The 17614-nt window shown below is 71.9% G+C and carries 13 protein-coding genes; 1 reads left to right on the plus strand and 12 read right to left on the minus strand.

Annotation, left to right across the window (positions count from 1 at the left end):
* The first annotated feature begins 74 nt into the window (after positions 1-74).
* Complete coding sequence (locus DEJ43_RS13415) at positions 75-2174, plus strand: protein kinase domain-containing protein (protein WP_015033904.1); 2100 nt, start codon at positions 75-77, stop codon at positions 2172-2174.
* Positions 2175-2245: 71 nt separating this feature from the next.
* Here DEJ43_RS13415 and DEJ43_RS13420 read toward each other — a convergent pair whose 3' ends face one another.
* From DEJ43_RS13420 to DEJ43_RS13475, 12 genes are all read right to left on the minus strand, one after another.
* The gene (locus tag DEJ43_RS13420; protein WP_202490754.1) at positions 2246-2890 is read right to left on the minus strand and encodes a hypothetical protein; all 645 of its coding nucleotides are present in this window, start codon (positions 2888-2890) and stop codon (positions 2246-2248) included.
* Positions 2891-2895: 5 nt separating this feature from the next.
* On the minus strand, positions 2896-5214 hold the full coding sequence (locus tag DEJ43_RS13425; RefSeq protein ID WP_015033906.1) for a DUF6571 family protein: 2319 nt from the start codon (positions 5212-5214) through the stop codon (positions 2896-2898).
* Positions 5215-5251: 37 nt separating this feature from the next.
* Positions 5252-5668, minus strand: a complete 417-nt coding sequence (locus DEJ43_RS13430) for a hypothetical protein (protein WP_015033907.1) — start codon at positions 5666-5668, stop codon at positions 5252-5254.
* Positions 5669-5715: 47 nt separating this feature from the next.
* Positions 5716-6969, minus strand: coding sequence for a type VII secretion-associated serine protease mycosin (gene mycP, locus DEJ43_RS13435; RefSeq protein WP_015033908.1), 1254 nt, complete (start codon positions 6967-6969; stop codon positions 5716-5718).
* A 17-nt stretch (positions 6970-6986) separates the two neighbouring features.
* Positions 6987-8489, minus strand: a complete 1503-nt coding sequence (locus tag DEJ43_RS13440) for a hypothetical protein (protein ID WP_015033909.1) — start codon at positions 8487-8489, stop codon at positions 6987-6989.
* 44 nt (positions 8490-8533) lie between these two features.
* Entirely contained in the window at positions 8534-8995 is a 462-nt protein-coding gene (locus DEJ43_RS13445) for a hypothetical protein (protein ID WP_015033910.1), read from the minus strand.
* Positions 8996-9138: 143 nt separating this feature from the next.
* Positions 9139-11466 carry a xanthine dehydrogenase family protein molybdopterin-binding subunit gene (locus DEJ43_RS13450; RefSeq protein ID WP_015033911.1) on the minus strand — a complete coding sequence of 776 codons (2328 nt, stop codon included), beginning with the start codon at positions 11464-11466 and terminating at the stop codon, positions 9139-9141.
* A complete protein-coding gene (locus DEJ43_RS13455; protein WP_015033912.1) occupies positions 11463-13055 on the minus strand; it encodes a 2Fe-2S iron-sulfur cluster-binding protein in 1593 nt (530 codons plus the stop codon). The genes DEJ43_RS13450 and DEJ43_RS13455 overlap by 4 nt, the downstream gene beginning before the upstream one ends.
* Complete coding sequence (locus DEJ43_RS13460; RefSeq protein ID WP_071891313.1) at positions 13052-13927, minus strand: FAD binding domain-containing protein; 876 nt, start codon at positions 13925-13927, stop codon at positions 13052-13054. The genes DEJ43_RS13455 and DEJ43_RS13460 overlap by 4 nt, the downstream gene beginning before the upstream one ends.
* Positions 13928-14152: 225 nt before the next feature.
* Complete coding sequence (locus DEJ43_RS13465) at positions 14153-15808, minus strand: beta-N-acetylhexosaminidase (protein WP_015033914.1); 1656 nt, start codon at positions 15806-15808, stop codon at positions 14153-14155.
* A gap of 4 nt (positions 15809-15812) precedes the next feature.
* Positions 15813-16652, minus strand: coding sequence for a carbohydrate ABC transporter permease (locus DEJ43_RS13470; RefSeq protein WP_015033915.1), 840 nt, complete (start codon positions 16650-16652; stop codon positions 15813-15815).
* A complete protein-coding gene (locus DEJ43_RS13475; RefSeq protein ID WP_015033916.1) occupies positions 16649-17611 on the minus strand; it encodes a carbohydrate ABC transporter permease in 963 nt (320 codons plus the stop codon). Before DEJ43_RS13475 ends, DEJ43_RS13470 begins: the two co-directional genes overlap by 4 nt.
* Between the last annotated feature and the right edge of the window lie 3 nt (positions 17612-17614).

Here is a 17614-nt window from a genome sequence, read left to right on the forward strand (position 1 = left end):
GCCGCCCGGGGACCGATGCCCCGGCCCCTTCCCCCCTCACCCCCATCACCCATCTCCCCTCAGAAGGCATCCCCGTGACCACGCAGCCCCTCGCCACCGGTGACCCGCTCCGGCTCGGCCCGTACCGCCTGCTCGGCGTCCTCGGCGAGGGCGGCATGGGCAAGGTGTACATCGGCAGGGACGCGGCCGGTGTGCCCGCCGCCGTCAAGGTCCTCCGCCCCGAACTCGCCCACGACCAGCACCTCGCCCAGCGCTTCGTCCGCGAGGCCGACATGGCACGGGCCGTCACCAGCAAGGGCGTGGCCCGGGTGCTCGCGGCGCAGACCGAGGGCGGACGGCCGTGGATCGCCGCCGAGTTCCTCGCCGGGCCGACCCTCGACGAGGCCGTCAGGGCGTACGGGCCGATGGACGAGGCCACGGTCCGCGCCCTCGCCCACCCGCTCGCCCGCACCCTGCACGACATCCACGCGGCGGGCCTGGTCCACCGCGACCTCAAGCCGGCGAACATCGTGCTCACCTCCACCGGCCCCCGGATCATCGACTTCGGCATCGCGCGCCCCGAGCACGGCCTCACCCTCACCACCACCGGCCAGATCCCGGTCACCCCGGGGTATGGGGCACCCGAGCAGGTCCTCGGGCAGCGCGTCGGACCGGCGTCGGACGTGTTCTCGCTCGGCGCGGTCCTCGTCTACGCGGCGAGCGGGCGGCGTGCCTTCGACGCGGGCCATGTCGCCGCCGTCCAGTACGAGGTGGTGCACGGGACGCCCGACATGAGCCAGGTGCCGCCGGCGCTCCAGGAGATGATCGGGCCCTGCCTGGCGAAGGACCCGGCGTTCCGCCCGCAGCCCCCGCAGGTCGCGGAGGCCTTCGCCCCGCCGAAGGGCGCCGACCGCGCCTGGCGCAAGGGGCCGCTCGCCGAGGACATCAAGCGGCGCGAGACCGGCACGAAGCGCCTGGCGGCGCCCGAGGACACCGCCGTGCCGTCCGGTGCGCCGTCCCGGCGCCGCTTCCTGACCGGCGCCGCCGTGGGCGTGGCGGTGCTCGGCGCGGGCGGCGGGGCGGGCGCCTGGTGGCTGAACCGGGGCGGGAAGACCCCGTCGTTCGACGTGCCGCCGGCCGTACCGACCCCGGAGGCCGCCTTCATCTCGGTCATCGACACCCCGTTCGGCGAGGTGCCCAAGCCGCTGTGGGGCCCGCTCGACGTGGCGGCGGCGGGCGGTGAACTCCCCCTGCCGGTACGAGACGTGGTGATCGTGCAGGCGAAGACGGGCGGGCTGCTCGCCCTGTCCGTGAAGGACGGGAAGGAACGCTGGCGGGCGACGGGCGTCGACGCGGACGCCGGTTTCGTCTCCGTCGCCGACCGGCTCGTCGTCGGCGTCGACAAGAAGGGCGCCCTGAACGCGTTCGTCGCCTCCACCGGAGCGCCCGTCTGGCAGACCGGCGGCGACGTCGACGACGTCCTCGCCGCCGACGCCACCCACGTCTACCTGGTGACCAAGGAGAACGAACTGCGGGCGGTCGACGCCTGGACCCTCGCCACCACCTGGTCACGCCCGATGACGTCACCCCGCTCACAGAACGGCCCCGCGAAGGCCGCGGTGGGCCGGAAACGGCTCGTGATCCACGGCCGGGACGGCCATGTCGCCGCCCTCTTCACCGAGACGGGCGAGACGGACTGGGAGATCAAGGACCAGGGCACCGACGGCCAGGCCCCCGCGCTCGGCGACAACAACATCGCCTACCTCGGAGGCAAGGACCTGGTCGCCCGCCGGCTGGACCGGGGGGACCTCCTGTGGAAGGAGACGGCGAAGAGCGACTCCCCCCAGGGCTGGGGCACCCCCACGGCCAGCGGCGACCTCGTCTTCGCGGCCAACAGCTACAACGCCTACCGCTACAGCACCATGAAGGACGTGTCCTTCCCGGTCTCGGACTGGTACGAGGTCCTCGACGGCACCGGCATCGGCACGGTCAACCCCCCGGCGGTGGCGGGGGCGACGGTCTGGCTCCACTCCCCCGACCTCGGCTCGGTGCAGGTGGTCCACAAGACCACCCACGACCGCCTCTTCCTCGCCACGATGCAGCGCACGGGCGCCTACCAGCTGGCGAGCGGCGGCAACCGCGTCTTCATCGTCCGCGGGGGACGCATCGCGGCGATGCCGGTGTACGGGCAGTAGGCCGCCGCCGTACGGGCAGGAGCCCGCCGAGGACCGGCCCTCGACGGGCTACGAGCGGGAGAGCCCGCCGCTCAGGAGCGAGTGGGGGGCACGCCGGTGGCGAGTGCGTCCCCCTGGCAGCCCAGCTTGGCCGAGACCTGCCGGGCGGCCGCGTTGGCGAGGGTGATCAGACGGGTGCGCTGCTCCAGGTCCGCCACCGGGACGCCCGCCGGGCCCCAGACGGTCGTCTCGACGACGATCTCGTGGGCGGGTGCCTTGAGGCGGCAGGAGAAGTAGACGTGGCCGAGCCCGGAGGAGCTGAAGGCCTCCATTCCCGTGGTGTAGGAGGTCACCTTCGGGACGAGCCCGGGGTCCAGGTACGGGCCCTTCTCCACCGCGCCCACCTCGATCTTGAGGTCCTTCTCGCCGCCCTCCGCGGGCCGCAGCCCGCAGTACGTCACGGGCTGCGGCCGGTAGGCGTCGGCCCACTCCGCGGCCGCGTCGTCGCGCAGCCTGGCGACGGCCTTGTCCGGCTTCGAGTAGTTGTCCTCGAAGCGGTCGCTCCCCAGGACGGCCTTCAGCGCGGCCTCGACCGGCCCCTCCTTGGCGAAGCCCCCGCAGACCTCGGCCGCGGCCAGGCCCTCGGGTTCCTTCGTACCCCCGTCGCCGCCGGAGCAGCTCGTGAGGAGGGCGGCCGCTGCGGCGGCCACCCCGATCCTTGCCAGCGCGGACCTCATGAACGTCACTTCTTTTCGTACGGGTCCGGGAGGTCGTTGTCCCGGGCGTGCAGACGAGCGTCCCGAACATAGTCGACCAGGATCTCGTCGAGGTAGTTGCGGTCCTTCTCGTTCCAGCCGGGCGCGTTGGCGTAGGCGATGCCGGGCCGCAGCGAGTTCTCCTTGCCCATGGACAGCGCCTCGCTCTTGAGGTCGTCCGACTTCTTCTTGAGCATCTCGTCCTTCTCGTACTTCTCGGCGATGTCGTCCGCCTCCATCCCGATGAAGGTGGTCACCGCGCCGCCGACCGTCTCGGCCGCCAGCGGTACGAGGACGCCACCGGCGCCGCCGGTCAGGGCGACGACGCCGCCCGCCGCGACCGCGCCGACACCGAACTTGACCCATTCGGTGGTCTTGCCGACGGCCTTCTTGTGCTCCTCGGAGTCCTTCTCGTAGTCCTTGTCGATCTGCGCCATGCGGGACTCGTCCATGATTCCCTGCGCCTCGGACCCGATGCGCAGCGTCGTCCGCGCGTCGGTGAGGTCCCGCTCGTCGAACGGGGTGCCGGGCTTGGGGCCGACCTGGTCGAGGACGCTGGTCGTGTACAGCGTCTCGGCCGCCGACAGTGTGGCGTGGCCGGTCTCGCTCTGCGAGACGATGCCCATGAAGTTGACGGCGTCGCCGCGGTTCCAGAGCAGGCCGGTGTCGAACTCCTCGCCGAAGCGGGACTTGCCCTTGGCGTCGTTGTAGCCGAAGGGGGAGTTGGTCTTCTCCTCCATCGTCGTGTCGCTGTCCGTCTCCAGGGAACGGTTCAGCTCGTCGATGTAGGCGGCGCCCATCTTGCCCAGGCTGTCGTCGATGCCCGGCTGCTGGTGCATGAACTTCGGGTCGCTGCCGTACCGCTCCACGACCTTCTGCATGACCTCCGCGTTCTCCTTGGTCCGCACGTCCTTGAGGCCCTCGGCCTCGGCGTCGTACGGATGGCCGGTGGTCGCGGACTCCAGGGCGTGGCCGAGCGCGTTGTAGCCGGGCTCCTTCGTCAGGTTGCCCTTGTCGTTCAGCTCCTCGGGCCACTCGCGGTCCTTGGAGAAGTAGTCGAACGGGTCGAGCTTCTTGTTGTCCTTGCTGTTCTCCGGCGTGAGGTCGATGTCGCTGTTGAAGAACTCCGTGGACGCCTTCGGGTTGTGCCCGAGGCCCTCCATGAAGCCGATCATCGGGTCCTTGCCGAGGTCGCCGCCCAGCCAGTTCAGGTGGCTCGGCTGGCCGCCCATCTGCTGCCAGGCACGGCCCGGGGGCAGGGCCCCGTCGTGCGTCATCTTCCGCTCGGCGACGACGAGCCCGTTGCCGTAGTCCTTCAGGAACTTGTCGTCGTAGTCGCCGACCCGCAGCAGGTTGCTCATGACCTGGAAGCCGTACGGGCTGGTGCCGCGCGTCTGGATCGGCTCGGTGCCGGCCTTGATGACGTCGGCCTTCCACTGCTCCATCTCGGGGCTCGTGGAATGGGTCGCGGTGGCGAGCGTCATACTCCAGTTCGTCTGGAGTTCCTTGAGCTTGTCCCGGTGGTCGACGCCCAGGCGCGAGCCGTCGCTCGGGTCGCCCATGTCCGCCCAGTACTCCATGCTGCCCTTGGGCCCGACCTCCAGGGCGAACTTCTCGGCGAAGTACGGGTCCTTCTGGTTGGCCTTGAAGAGGGCGTTGAGCTTGTCGATCTCCGCCGGAGTGGCCTCGTCGCCCTTCTTGTACAGCTCGTAGGCGGCGTGCGCGTCCTCGGCGTCCTGCACCTTGGAGGCGGCCTTGAGGGAGTCGTAGTTCGTGCCGGAGAAGTTGTTCTTGTCGCCGCCGACGAGGGTGCGCAGGGCGCGCGAGGCCACGTCGTCGGCGTCGTCGGCCCGGGTGATGGCGGCCTTGATCGCCGACCGCATGGCTTCGAAGTCGGCCTGCTCCGGCTTGGGGCCGTCGTAGTCCTTGGCCCGGCGGTCGGGGTGGATCAGATAGCTGACGACCCCGTCCTGGTCGATCCGGATGCCCTTGCCGGGGGCCTCCGCCACCAGCTTCTCCAGCTCGCTCTTCGCCGCCTGGAACTCGGTCTCCGCGTCCCGCAGGATGTTGCGGATGCTGCGCGCCTCGGTCAGGGCGTCGCCGAACTCCTTGGCGGTCTTCCGGACGAAGGCCTGGGTCACCCCGGCGTTCTCGCCCTTCCAGTCGGCCTTGTCGGCCTTGCCCTGGAGGCCCGTGTCCGCCTTCTCCTTGGCCTTCTCCAGCTTGCTCACCGTCTCCGACCAGCCGGTGATCGCCTCCTTGAGACTGCTGAGGTGTGCGTGGAGGACCTGGTCGAACTTCAGCATGTGTTTCCCTCGTCAGCCGCTCTCGCCGCGCGTCGGCTCAGTTGAAGTGCTTGTCGATCGTGGACATGGAGAAGTTCGTGACCAGCACTTCTTCATGATTGGCGTGGCTGATGACGGTGTCTTCGAGGTGGTTGTGGATGTGCGCGCAGGCGCTGAGGAGCGTCTCGCACTGCTCCCGCCAGGTGTCCCACATGGTCCACATCGCCGACCCGGTACGGAATCCGTCACCGTCCAGGCTCTTGGCGGCCGTGTCGGTCTGGGCGCCCGCGTGGAAGGCGTCCCGCTCGAACCAGTGGAAGAGCTCCTGGGCCTCGTTGCCGATCGCCTTGAGATCGGCGGAGGTCACCTTGTAGTCGGTGGCGCCGCCGCTCCCACCGGGGTCGGTGGGCACGCTGTTGAGCCTCATCGCCGCGGCCTCGCTGCGGACCTGGCTCCACTCCTCGTCGAACGACATCTACTTCCCCATGAGTGATTTGCGGACGTCCACGGACTGGAGCGGTCTCAGCTCCGCCGCGAACGAAGTACGGACACGGCGACGGCTCCGGCGATCAGCACGGCCGCGCCGATGCCGAGCCCGATCCAGAGGCCGGTGTTGCCGCCGTCGTCGGTGGTGGCGGCCTGCGGGGCGGGGGCCGGGGCCCCGGTCTTCCCGTCGGCGGGCGTCGGCGCGGCGGACGCGGTCCCGGGCGCCTCGGTGGCGGGCGCCTCGGTCGCGACGGCCTTCAGGTCGTCGATGGGCCGGACATCGGCCGGCCCCGGGTCGCCGGGGGTCTTCAGCGTACGGAGCGGCCGGATGGCGCCGTACCCGATGTAGTCGCTGCGCTTCCCGCCCTCGGTGGGCGCGGCGATGGTGTTGAGCATGACTTTGAGGACCTGGTTGTTGGTCCAGTCGGGGTGCTTGGCCCAGAGGAGCGCGGCGGCGGCGGAGGCGAGGGCGGTGGCGTCACTGGTTCCGGAGGACTCGCAGACGCCGGTGGCGCCATGACAGGCATGCACGACGTCCTTGCCGGGGGCGACGACATCGACCTGCGGACCGTACTGGGATGTGGGGACGCGCGTCAGCTTCTTGTCGACGGCGCCGACACCGACAACGCCAGGGGTCGCGGCCGGGTATTCCAGGTCATTGCTCTTGTCACCGGTGTTGCCGACCGCCGCGAAGACCAGCGCGCCCTTGTCGAGGGCGTACTTCACGGCGTCCGTGAGCTGCTGGGAGCCGGCCTGGGCGCCCTTCGAGATGTTGATGACCTTGGCGCCCGCATCGGCGGCGTACCGGATCGCCTCGGGCATGAACCTGTTGAAGTCCTTGTCGGCCTGCGCCTGGTTCGTCTCACCGCCCCTGGCTCCCGGCACGCGGATGGGAAGGATCTTCGCTCCGGGGGCAAGACCGAAGGCGCCGTTGCCGCCGTCCCGTCGCCCGGAACCGGCGATGAGACCGGCCATGCTCGTGCCGTGTCCGGTGTAGTCCGTGTACTCGTCACCCGACTCCTGGTCGGCGGCGAGGTCCTTGCCCTTGAGGACCTGCCCCCGCAGGTCGGGGTTGTCCTTGTCCACCCCGGTGTCGAGGACGGCGACCGTGACGCCCTTGCCCGTGCTGAGCTGCCAGATCTCCTCGGCGCCCATGGCGTCGAGGTGCCACTGCTTGGCGCGGATGCTGTCCGCGTGGGCAGGGACGGAAGCGATGCCCACCAGCAGCATCCCCAACGCGGCCGAGGCGGTGACTCGGGCACGGCTACGACGAATACTGCTGGTACGCATCTGCTTCCTCGCGCTGATCAGTCGATGACGGGCGGCGCCACTCGGCGCCCCTGCTGCCAGGTCTCCTCGTCCTCGACCAGGTAGTCGGGACGCTCTCCGTTCTGCTCCTCGCGCTCATCGGCACGGGCGGTGTTCCCGCGCACGAGGCCGGAGCCGCCGGGCGTGAAGGGGCGTCCGCCGGTGCCGGTGGTGCCGGCGCGCTGCGCCTTGCCGCCGACGACTCCGCCGGTCTCGCCGGCGAGGCGGCGTCCGCCGCTGATGCCGCTCTGTCCGCCGCCCATGGGGCTGCCCATGCCGCCGCCGCCCATGGGGCCTCGGCCCATGCCGGTGCCGTTGCGGCCCTGCTCGGCACCGACGACGGTGCTGCGCGGGATGCCGGTGGAGGGCCTGCCCGTGTGGGGCACCTGCCGGCCGCCGCTGATGCCCTCGCGGGTGGCGCCGGGCATGCCCGGGAGGCCGCGCGGGCCGCCGTTGGACAGGGGGTTGCGCGTGCCGCCGGTGACGGGGCCGGTGGGGCCCACCGGGCCGGGGCCGTTCTTGCCCGTGAACGGGGGCACGCCGGTGGTGACGAAGGGAGGCGTGCCGAAGTCCGGCTTGTTGACCGGCGGCGGGCCACCGGGGGTGGGCGTCGTCGGGCCGGTCGTCTGGGTGGGCGGCAGGGTGTGGGTGTCCACGCTGTCGATGCCCAGGTCCACCGGGGTGTCGGGGCGGACCTCCGGGCGCACCACATGGGTGGGCCGGGTCGGGTCGTCCGTGGGCCGGACGACGTTGTCGTCCGGTGTGGTCCGGGTGTCCTGCTGCGGACGCGTGGTGTGCGTCGTCGTCGTTTCGGTGTCGTTGCTCGTGGAGTGCCTCTCGCCCTGAGGCAGGGACGTGATGTTCCTGTTGCTGCCACCACGGTCGTCCACGGCGTCCGGCACGAACGCCCCAGGCGGCGGCGGGAACACCGGCGGCACCTCGTTGCTCATCCGGTAGCTCGACCACTGGTACGTGGACGAGAGGCGGCGCATCTCGTCCGCCGCCGCCTGCCGGTTCGCCTCTTCCTTGGCCTTGATGACCGCGGGGTCCTCGGAGTCGGCCATCTGGCTTCGGGCCTGGCCGGCGATGTACTGCGAGTCCGGGTCGTTGTGGTACTTCCGCGCGGCGGCCAGGTTCTCCTTGGCCGACGCGTGGGAGGTGTACCGGGGCATGGCGCTCTGCGCCGCGGCGATGGCGGCGGAGTTGTCGTCCATCGGGATCGCGCCGCGCTTGCTGTACAGCGCGAGCTTCGACGTCGTGTTGGCCACGTTGATGGTCCACTCGGCGAAGGCCTTCTCGGCCTCCCCCTCCCAGTCCATGCCTTCCATGCTGGCCTTCAGCTCGCCGGCGATCTTCTCCAGCTGTGCCGCGACCGACTTCAACTTCCGCGCCGCGTCGCCGACATAGAAGCTGCTGGCTTCGTCAAGCCATGCCAGCATCTGCTGGTGGGACATGCCGCTGAAGTCGGTTCCGCCGCCTCCGCCGCCCTCTGCAGGCCTCATCTTCCGCCTCTTCCCCGTGAACCCGAAATTCCGTCCGCGCCCGCCTACTTGAGCGAGGCGTCGCCTTCTGCCGTCTGACCCGCGCCGTTCGCCGGGGCGGTGCGGCCCGCCTCGATGTCCGCCTGCCGCTTCGCGTCCTTCGTCCGCTGGTGGATCTCGATCATCTTGTACTTGATGTCGTCGTCCATCTGCTCGATGCCGTCCTTGGAGGCGACGACCGCGATGCCGAGGCCTTCCAGGCAGTCGTTGAGCAGGCCGGAGAGCTCGACCAGCTTTCCAAGGACCTCGTTGTACGCGGTGTAGGCGCCCTGCGCCTCGGCCCAGGCCGCGCCGCCGCCGCCGAACTGGGCGCGGGTCACCTTGTCGGCCTTGAGCTTGCCGGGGGCTGCCTCGGAGCCGACCAGCTCTTCGATGAGGCCTTCGACGCCCGTGCGGAACTTGTCGATGGAATCGGCGCTGTACCGCACCGCCTGCGTCCGCATGCCTCCGCCCATGTACGCCTGCATGCTCGCGTCCTCCCCCTGTGAACCACCGAGACGTGCCGTCTGATGCCGAACTACCGAACTACTACCGAGTCTAGAAGTTCACTGTAGCCAGGAACGACGACAGTACGCATCTCCCGGTTGCACAAGCAACGGACATCACATGGTTACGAATTGGGCACGGCGACGGCGGCCTGCGGGCGGATCGGGAGGCGGTTGACCGGGCGGCCCGTCGCCGCGCGCACCGCTGAGGCCACTGCGGCGGGTGAGGTGACGACCGGGACGGCGCTCGCGGCCTTCGCGCCGAAGGGCGCGACGACGTCTCGCTCCTCGACCAGTTTCACGATGCGAATGTCCGGGGCATCCAGGGATGTCGGGAGTGCGTAGCCCGTGAAGTCGGGGTGCCGGACCAGTCCGCGGGCGGTGCGGAGGTTCTCGGTGAGGGCCGCGCCGACTCCCTGGGTGATGCCCGCCTCGATGCGGACGGCGAGCTGGGCGGGGTTGAGGACGCGGCCGACGTCCTGGGCGACGGCCATCTCCACGACGCGTACGGCGCCGAGTTCGATGTCCACGTCGACCACGGCGCGGATCGCGCAGAACGCGAGGCCCACGAACGCGTCGCCCTGGCCCGCCTCGTCGAGCGGCTCGGTCGGGTGGGGGCGGCACTGGGCGGTGGCCCAGAGTTCCTTGCCGTCCATGGCCTCCGTGACGGTCGTCGACAGGACGCCGTCGTAGGAGGTGATCTTGCCGTCGGTGATCTGGAGGAGTTCCGTCGACATGCCGAACTGGTGGGCCAGCGGCTGGAGGAGCTGGGTGCGGACCATCTTCGCGGCCCGCTCGACCGCCCCGCCGGAGACCCAGGTGTGGCGGCCGTGCGCCGCGGGTCCGGCCGGCGGCTGGTCGGTGTCCACCGGGGCCACGTGGACCTCGTCGATGCCGAGGGTGTCCTGCACGATCTGGCGGGCGAGCGTGGAGAAGCCCGAACCGGTGTCCACCGCGGAGCAGATGACCGTGGCCACCCCGTCCTGGACCCGTACGGTCGCCGTGGACACCTCGTCGGTGCCCTCCGCGCCCAGCATGTGCACCATGCCCAGCGCGTAGCCCACGCCCCGGCGCACCGCGCCGGGTTCGCCCGCGCCCTCCGGGCCGCCGGGCAGCAGCCACTCGCCCTCGGGGGTGTCCTTGGGCAGCGGGGGCAGCGGGAAGTCGCGTACGGCTGCGAGGAGTTCGGCCACGGGGGCCGGGCAGGTCACGGTCTGGCCGGTCGGGAGGATGTCTCCCGTGGACATCACGTTCCGCATGCGCAGCTCCGCCGGGTCGACGCCCAGTTTCACCGCGAGCTTGTCCATCTGCGCCTCGTACGCCGCACAGACCTGCATCGCGCCCTCGCCCCGCACATGGCCGGACGGCGGGTTGTTCGTGCGGACCGCCCAGCCCTCGACGAAGGCGTGCGGGACGACGTACGGGCCGCAGGCGAAGGCGACGGCCGCCGCGAGCGACTCCGACGAGGAGTCGGCGTAGGCGCCCGCGTCGAGCAGGATCTGCGCCTCCACCTTCACCAGGCGCCCTTCCGCGTCCGCGTGGTGCCGGTAGCGCAGCAGGGTGGGGTGCCGGTGGGCGTGCCCGAGGAAGGACTCCTCGCGGGTGGCGGTGAGCTTGACCGGGCAGCCGGTGCGCAGTGCGAGCAGGCCCAGCGGGATCTGGAAGCCCGGGTCCTCGCGGTCGCCGGTGGCGCCCGGGACGCCGGTGACGACCAGCTTCACCTGCTCGGGCGGCAGGCCGAAGCACGCGGCGGCCAGGTCGCGGTCGGTGTGCGGGTCGGTGGAGGCGGTGTAGAGCTCGACCCCGCCGTCGGGGCGCGGTACGGCGAGGCCGGCCTCGGCGCCGATCGGTGCCGGGTCCTGGCGGCCGATCCGGTACAGGCCTTCGACGACGACCTCGCCGGTCACGTCCGGGTCGCCGAAGCGGAGCGGGATGTGCCGGATCAGGTTTCCGTCGGGGTGCAGCGCCTCCGCCGCGAACGCCTTCTCCGGGTCCGTGACCGGATCGAGCACCTCGTACTCGACGCTGATCGCCGCCGCGGCCAGCCTGGCCGTGTCGGGGTGGTCGGCGGCGACGGCGGCGATCGCCTCGCCGTGGTGCCGGACCAGGTCCGAGGCGAACACCGGCCGGTCGGCGACCTGGCGGCCGTAGGTGGCCGCGCCCGGCACGTCCGCGGCGGTCACCACGGCCCGTACGCCCGGCATCGCGGTCGCGGCCTCGGTGTCGACCGAGACGATCCGCGCGTGCGGGTGCGGGGAGCGCAGGATCGCCGCCCAGAGCAGCCCTTCGGCCCAGAGGTCGGAGGCGTACGGGAAGGTGCCCTCGGTCTTCGCCCGCGACTCGGCCTGCGGGAGCGAGGTGCCGAGGCCGTGTGCGGCCTGCTCCTGGCCCGGGGTCCCGGGGGTGTCCAGGAGCGGGACCGTGGGAACGGCGGTGGTCGCGTCGCTGCTCACGCCATGCCTCCGTCGTGCGGGTGGGGAATCTGGTGCGGGACACGGGGCTGCTCGTCCGGGGTGTCGGACGCGGTGGCGGCGGCGCTGGCCTCGCGCTCGGCGACGACGTCCCGTACGGCTTCGAGCACGCCCCGGTAGCCGGAGCAGCGGCAGAGGTTGCCGGCGAGCGCCTGCCTGGCCTCCAGCTCGGTGGGGGCGTGGTTGCCCTCCAGGAGGTCGTGCACGGTCATGCACATGCCGGGGATGCAGAAGCCGCACTGGACGGTGCCGCACTTCGCCATCGCCCGCTGCACGTCGGAGGGCTCGCCGTCGACCGCGAGGCCCTCGACCGTCCGCACCTCGCTCCCGGCGGCGGTCGCCGCGGGGACCAGGCAGGAGGCGACGAGCCGTCCGTCGACCTGCACGTTGCACGCGCCGCACTCGCCCTGCGAGCAGCCGTCCTTGGCCCCGGCGAGACCGAGGCGCTCGCGCAGGACGTAGAGCAGCGACTCGCCGATCCAGGAGCCGGTGACGGGCCGGTCGGCGCCGTTGACCCGGAGGGTGTACGAGGTGTGGGGGTGCTCGTCGCTGTCCGTGGAGGCGGCGAAGCTCGCCGGGGGCGCGGGTTCGGCCTCCGGCACCTCGGCGAACGCGCCCGGCTCCGGGGTCACATCGAACCCATCAGACACATCGGACGCATGAGACACATGCGATGCATGAGACGCATGAGACGCATCGGACGCATCCGGCGCGTCAGATACGGCGGACGCCTCCGTCACGCCGGACACGTCAGACGTATCCGCCGGAGCCGACGCGTCGGCCGCCTCCGCCCCCGCCGCCCCGACCGGCTCGACCGTCCCGATCGGCTCGACGTGCTCGACCGTCCCGATCGGCTCGACCGCCTCGACGTGCTCGACCGCCCCGACCGGCTCGACGTGCTCGCCCGCCGTCGCCGGCCCCGGCTCCGCCGCCGGTTCCGTCACCGCCCGCTCCGGCTCCTGCGGCAGCACCCACGGCGCCGGGGCGCCGCCCGGGAGGGTCGCCGGCGCGTCCGCGTACGGCCTGACGGCCGAGGCCGCGAAATCGGCCGACTCCGCCGCGGAGCCCGCCCCTTCGGCCGCGTCCACCGCGTCCGGTACGACCGGAATCTCCCACTGGCCCGTGGCGCCGGGGCCGGCGGGGTCCGCCGTCACCTCCGTGAAGCGCCACTCGGCCGTCGCGTGCGGGTCCCGCTCGGCGTACTCGGCGTACTCGGCGTGCTCGGCCGTCTCGGCCTGACCGGTGGCGTACCGCCCGGCCCCGAACCCGCCGTGCTCCCCGTACTCCGTGCCGGCCGCACCGTCGAAGTACTGCGTCTGCTCCGCCTGCGCGGGCAGGTGCACGGACCACGTGCCCGTCGCCGCCGGGTCCGTCGCCGCCTCCGGGGTGAGCGGCTGGAGCGGCGTGATCATCGGCGGTACGTAGCCGTGGCCGGGTGCCTCCAGGGGCACGCCGTCCAGCATGAAGTCGGGCGGCAGCTGGACGAACGCGGTGGCGTCCCCGTCGTACCCCTCGCTCTGCGGGATCGGCTCCCAGCCGCCCTGATTTCCGTGCTGATCGTTGCTGCTCACGACAGTGCCCTCCCCAGTGCGCGTCGGGCGAGTGCGGCGACGGTGCGCCGCAGGTGCAGTACGGCCGGGGGCAACACCTCGTCGCCCGGCGGGTCCGGGATGCAGGCGGCGGCGACGTACTCGCCGAAGGCCGCCAGCGCCTCCGGGGCGAGGCCCCGGTCGTTGTCCCAGTCGACCAGCGAGGCGATCCAGCGCTCCGCCTCCAGCGGGCGCAGCGGCATCGGCGCGACGGCGCCGACCGCGCAGCGCACCCCGCGGCGGGCCGGGTCGAGGACGACGGCGACGGAGGCGGTGGCGCGGGCCGGGCCGGTGCGGCCGGTGGCCTTGAGGAAGACCTGGGGGGCGTGGAGCAGCGGGACGCGGACGAAGGCGACGAGCTCGCCGGGGGCCAGCAGGTCGCGGCCGGCGAGCAGGTGGGAGACGGGGATCTCGCGGTTGCCGAGCGGCCCGAGGACGACGAGGTCGGCCTCCAGGGCGGCGAGGACGGGGAGCGAGTCGCCGGTGGGCGCGGCGGTGACGACGTTGCCGCCGAGGGTGCCCGCGTTGCGGATCTGGGGCGGTCCGGCGGCGCGGGAGGCGGCGGCGAGGGCGGGGATGAGGGCGGCGAAGTCGGGGCGGCCCATGCGCGCGTGGGTGAGGCCCGCGCCGAGGAGCGCGTGGCCGTCCTGGTACTGCCAGCCGCGGATCTCGTTGATGCGGCTGAGGCCGACGAGTCCGGCGGGGCGGAGCTGACCCTTGTTGACGGCGGCCATGAGGTCGGTGCCGCCGGCGACGGGGACGGCGGCCGGCATGGCGGTGAGCGCCGCCACGGCCTCGTCGAGCGAGGCGGGCAGCGTCACGGACTGCGCCGTCTGTGGTGCGTGCGTGGTCAACCCGCTGCCCCTTCCCGGTGTCCCGGTGGTCCCCGAATGTGCCCGGCCGTCGCGCCTGCGTGTGGGCGTACCGTACGTGCTCACAGGCCGGACGTGGCAACTCTGGCACATCTTCCGAGCGGTCCGGCGCGAGGGTCCGCGAAGGACTGTTCCGTCCGGGACGCCCCGAGGAGCGACGGTAACTTCCGTTTCGCCGCTCTTGGGTGAAGGGGCGTGTCGGGTCCCTCACACGATCGGGGGCGTGCCTTCCAGAGGGCGTCCCAGCACTCCCGGGCGCCGCTGCCGGGGGTGGGGTCCGGCGGGCGGCCGGTAGTCCACGCCGAGGGCGTCCAGGCGCCGGTAGTGGGTGCGCATCCGGCGCGCGAAGTCGGCGTGGTCGCGCGCCTCCGGCGCGGGGAGCGCGGACCAGGCGACCTCGGCGAAGGCGGCGAGTCTGGGGAAGACCTGGTAGTCGACGCGGGACCGGTTCTCCATGACCTCGGTCCAGACGTTGGCCTGGGTTCCCAGGATGTGGGCGGCGGCCTGGGGCGAGAGGCCGGGCGGAACGGGCTCGAAGCGGTAGACGTCCTCCAGGGTGCGGACGTATCCGATGGGCATCGGCTCGTCCTCGCCCGGCGCCTGACGGTGGTCCAGGTAGACGTGCTGCTCGGGGCACATGACGACGTCGTGCCCGGCCTCGGCGGCGGCGATCCCGCCGCCGTACCCCCGCCAGGAGGAGACGGCCGCGCCCGCCGCGAGGCCGCCTTCCAGGATCTCGTCCCAGCCGATGAGCCGCCGTCCGCGGGCGGTGAGCCAGCGGTCGAAGTGGCGGATGAACCAGGACTGGAGCTCGTGTTCGTCGGCGAGCCCGAGTTCCGCGATGCGGGCCTGGGCGGCCTGGGAGGCCTTCCACTGGTCCTTCGGGCACTCGTCGCCGCCGACGTGGACGAAGGTGCCGGGGAAGAGGTCGAGGACCTCCTCGAAGACGCCTTCGTAGAAGCGCAGGACGGTCTCGGTGGGGGCGAGGACGTTGGGGTTGACGCCCCAGGTGTCCCAGACGGTGAGCGCGGTGGTGTCGACGACGTCGGTGTTGCCGAGTTCGGGGTACGCGGCGATGGCGGCCTGCGAGTGGCCGGGGAGGTCGATCTCGGGGACGACGGTGATGTGCCGCTCGGTGGCGTAGGCGACGATCTCGCGGATGTCGTCCTGGGTGTAGAACCCGCCGTGCGGGGTGTCGTCCCAGAGCGGCGAGGCCCGGTGTCCCCACTTGCTGCGGGCCCGCCAGGAGCCGACCTCGGTGAGCCGGGGGTGGCGCTTGATCTCGATGCGCCAGCCCTGGTCGTCGGTGAGGTGGAAGTGGAAGACGTTGAGCTTGTGGGCGGCGAGGAGGTCGAGGTAGCGCAGGACGTCGTCCTTGGGCATGAAGTGCCGGGAGACGTCGAGCATGAGGCCGCGCCAGCCGAACCGGGGCCGGTCCTCGACGGTGACGTACGGGAGGTCCCGGCCGCCGTCCGCGACGGGCGCCCTGCGGTACGCGTCGGGGCCGAGCAGCTGGCGGAGGCTCTGGGCGCCCCAGAACACCCCGGCAGGGCCGCCGCCCTCGATGACGACGGCGGCGTCGGGGCTCTCGGTGGTGAGGCGGTAGCCCTCGGGGCCGTGCGCCCGCTCCACCTCCTCGCTGATCCGCAGCCGGATCGCGTGCGGGCCGGTGCCGTCGGCGTACGGCAGGCCGGTGGCGGCGCCGAGGACGGTGCGGAGCCAGCGGGCGGTGGACTCGGTGCCGGGGCCGGCGTCGAAGACGGTCCGCTCGTCGAGCGAGAAGGAGCCCGGGGAGTCCCCGCGCGCCTCCTGGAGGAGCGGTGCCGGGATCAGGGCCGTGCCGGGGTACGGGTCGGGGGTCATCGCGTCAGTCCTTCACCGCCCCACCGAGTCCGGAGACCAGGCGGCGCTGTACGAGTACGAAGAAGACGAGCACGGGGACGGTCATGACGGTCGAGCCCGCCATGATGCCGCCCCAGTCGTTCTCGTCGGGCTTGAAGAAGACGAGCAGCGCCATGGGGAGGGTCGACTGCGAGGTGTCGCTGATGAGGAACGACTTCGCGAAGAGGAAGTCGTTCCAGGTCGAGATGAACGAGAAGACGCTGGTGGCGACGAGGCCGGGGAAGACCAGCGGGAAGAGGATCTGCCAGAGGAAGCGGGTGCGGCTCGCCCCGTCGATCTGGGCCTGTTCCTCCAGGGCCTCGGGGACGGCCTTGACGAAGCCGCGCAGCATCCAGATCGCGAAGGGCAGCGAGAACGCGATGTGCGGGAGGATCAGCGAGCCGAGGGTGTTGAGCTGGCCGGCGTCCCGCATGAGGAAGAACAGCGGGATGGTGAGGGCTTCGACCGGCACCATCTGGGCGACCAGGAACATGATCAGGAGCGTGGTCCGGAACCTGAAGCGGAAGCGGGTGACGGCCGTCGCCGCGAGGAAGGCGATGAGCGCGGAGGCGAGGACGACGGTGCCGGCCACGATCAGCGAGTTGAGGAAGTAGCGGCCGAAGTCCTGCTGTTCGAAGACCCGGCGGAACGAGTCGAGGGACGGGGAGAGGGTCCACGGCCGGGGTTCGGTGGACTGGATCTCGCCGGCCGGTTTGAAGGCGGAGAGGACCATCCAGTACAGCGGGAAGGCGACGGCGGCCGCGACGAGCAGGGTGACGGCCTCGGCGGCGAGCCGCCCGGGGCGCCGGACACGGAAGCCGGTCACAGTTCTTCTCCCTGGCGTCGCAGGAGCCGCAGGTAGACGAGCGTCACGGCCAGCAGGATGAGCAGCATGACGACGCCGATCGCCGAGCCCAGGCTGTACTGGGAGGAGGCGAAGGCCTTCTGGTAGGCGTACACGTTGAGGACGAGGTTCTGGCCGGCGATGCCGCCGCCGTTCGTCATCACGTAGATCTGGGTGAAGACCTTGAAGTCCCAGATGATCGACTGGATCGTGACGACGACCAGGATCGGGCGGAGCACCGGCGCCATGACCGAGCGCCAGATCCGCCACTGCGAGGCGCCGTCGAGGGCGGCGGCCTCCAGGACCTCGGACGGGATGGCCTTGATGCCGGCGTAGACGGTGACCATCACGAACGGGAAGGAGCACCAGACGACTTCGAGGAGGACGAGGGCGAAGGCGCTGTACCGCCCGTAGGTCCAGGAGAAGTCGCCGAGGCCGAGGAGCTTGTTGACCGGGCCGAAGTCGGGGTCGAAGAGGAAGACCCAGACGGTGGAGCCGGTGATCGCGGGCGTGGCCCAGGCGCCGAGCGCGGCCATCATCAGGACGAAGCGGGGCAGGGCGCGTACCCGGGTGAGGAGTACGGCGAGGGCGCAGCCGACGGCGAGCGTGGTGAGGACGCAGGCGGCGGCGAAGAGGACGGTGGCGAGGAGGACCTGCCAGAACTGGGGGTCGGCGAAGAGGGCCGTGTAGTTGCCGAAGCCCTTGAAGGAGGTGGGTTCGCCGCCGCTGACCTGGGCCTGGGTGTACTCCAGGAAGGAGATCAGGCCAAGCTGGTAGACGGGGTAGACGAGGAGTCCGCCGAGGACGGCGAGGGCGGGCAGGAGGTAGAGCCAGGGGGTCCACGGGCGGTGGCCCCGGGGGCCGGCGCGGCGGGCGGGCCGGGCGGCCGGGGGCGCGGTGGCGCCCGGCGGCTTCCCGGTGGCGGTGAGCTGGGTCGTCATGCC

Origin of the sequence: Streptomyces venezuelae ATCC 10712 (assembly GCF_008639165.1) — a bacterium.
Classification (GTDB): Bacteria; Actinomycetota; Actinomycetes; order Streptomycetales; family Streptomycetaceae; genus Streptomyces; species Streptomyces venezuelae.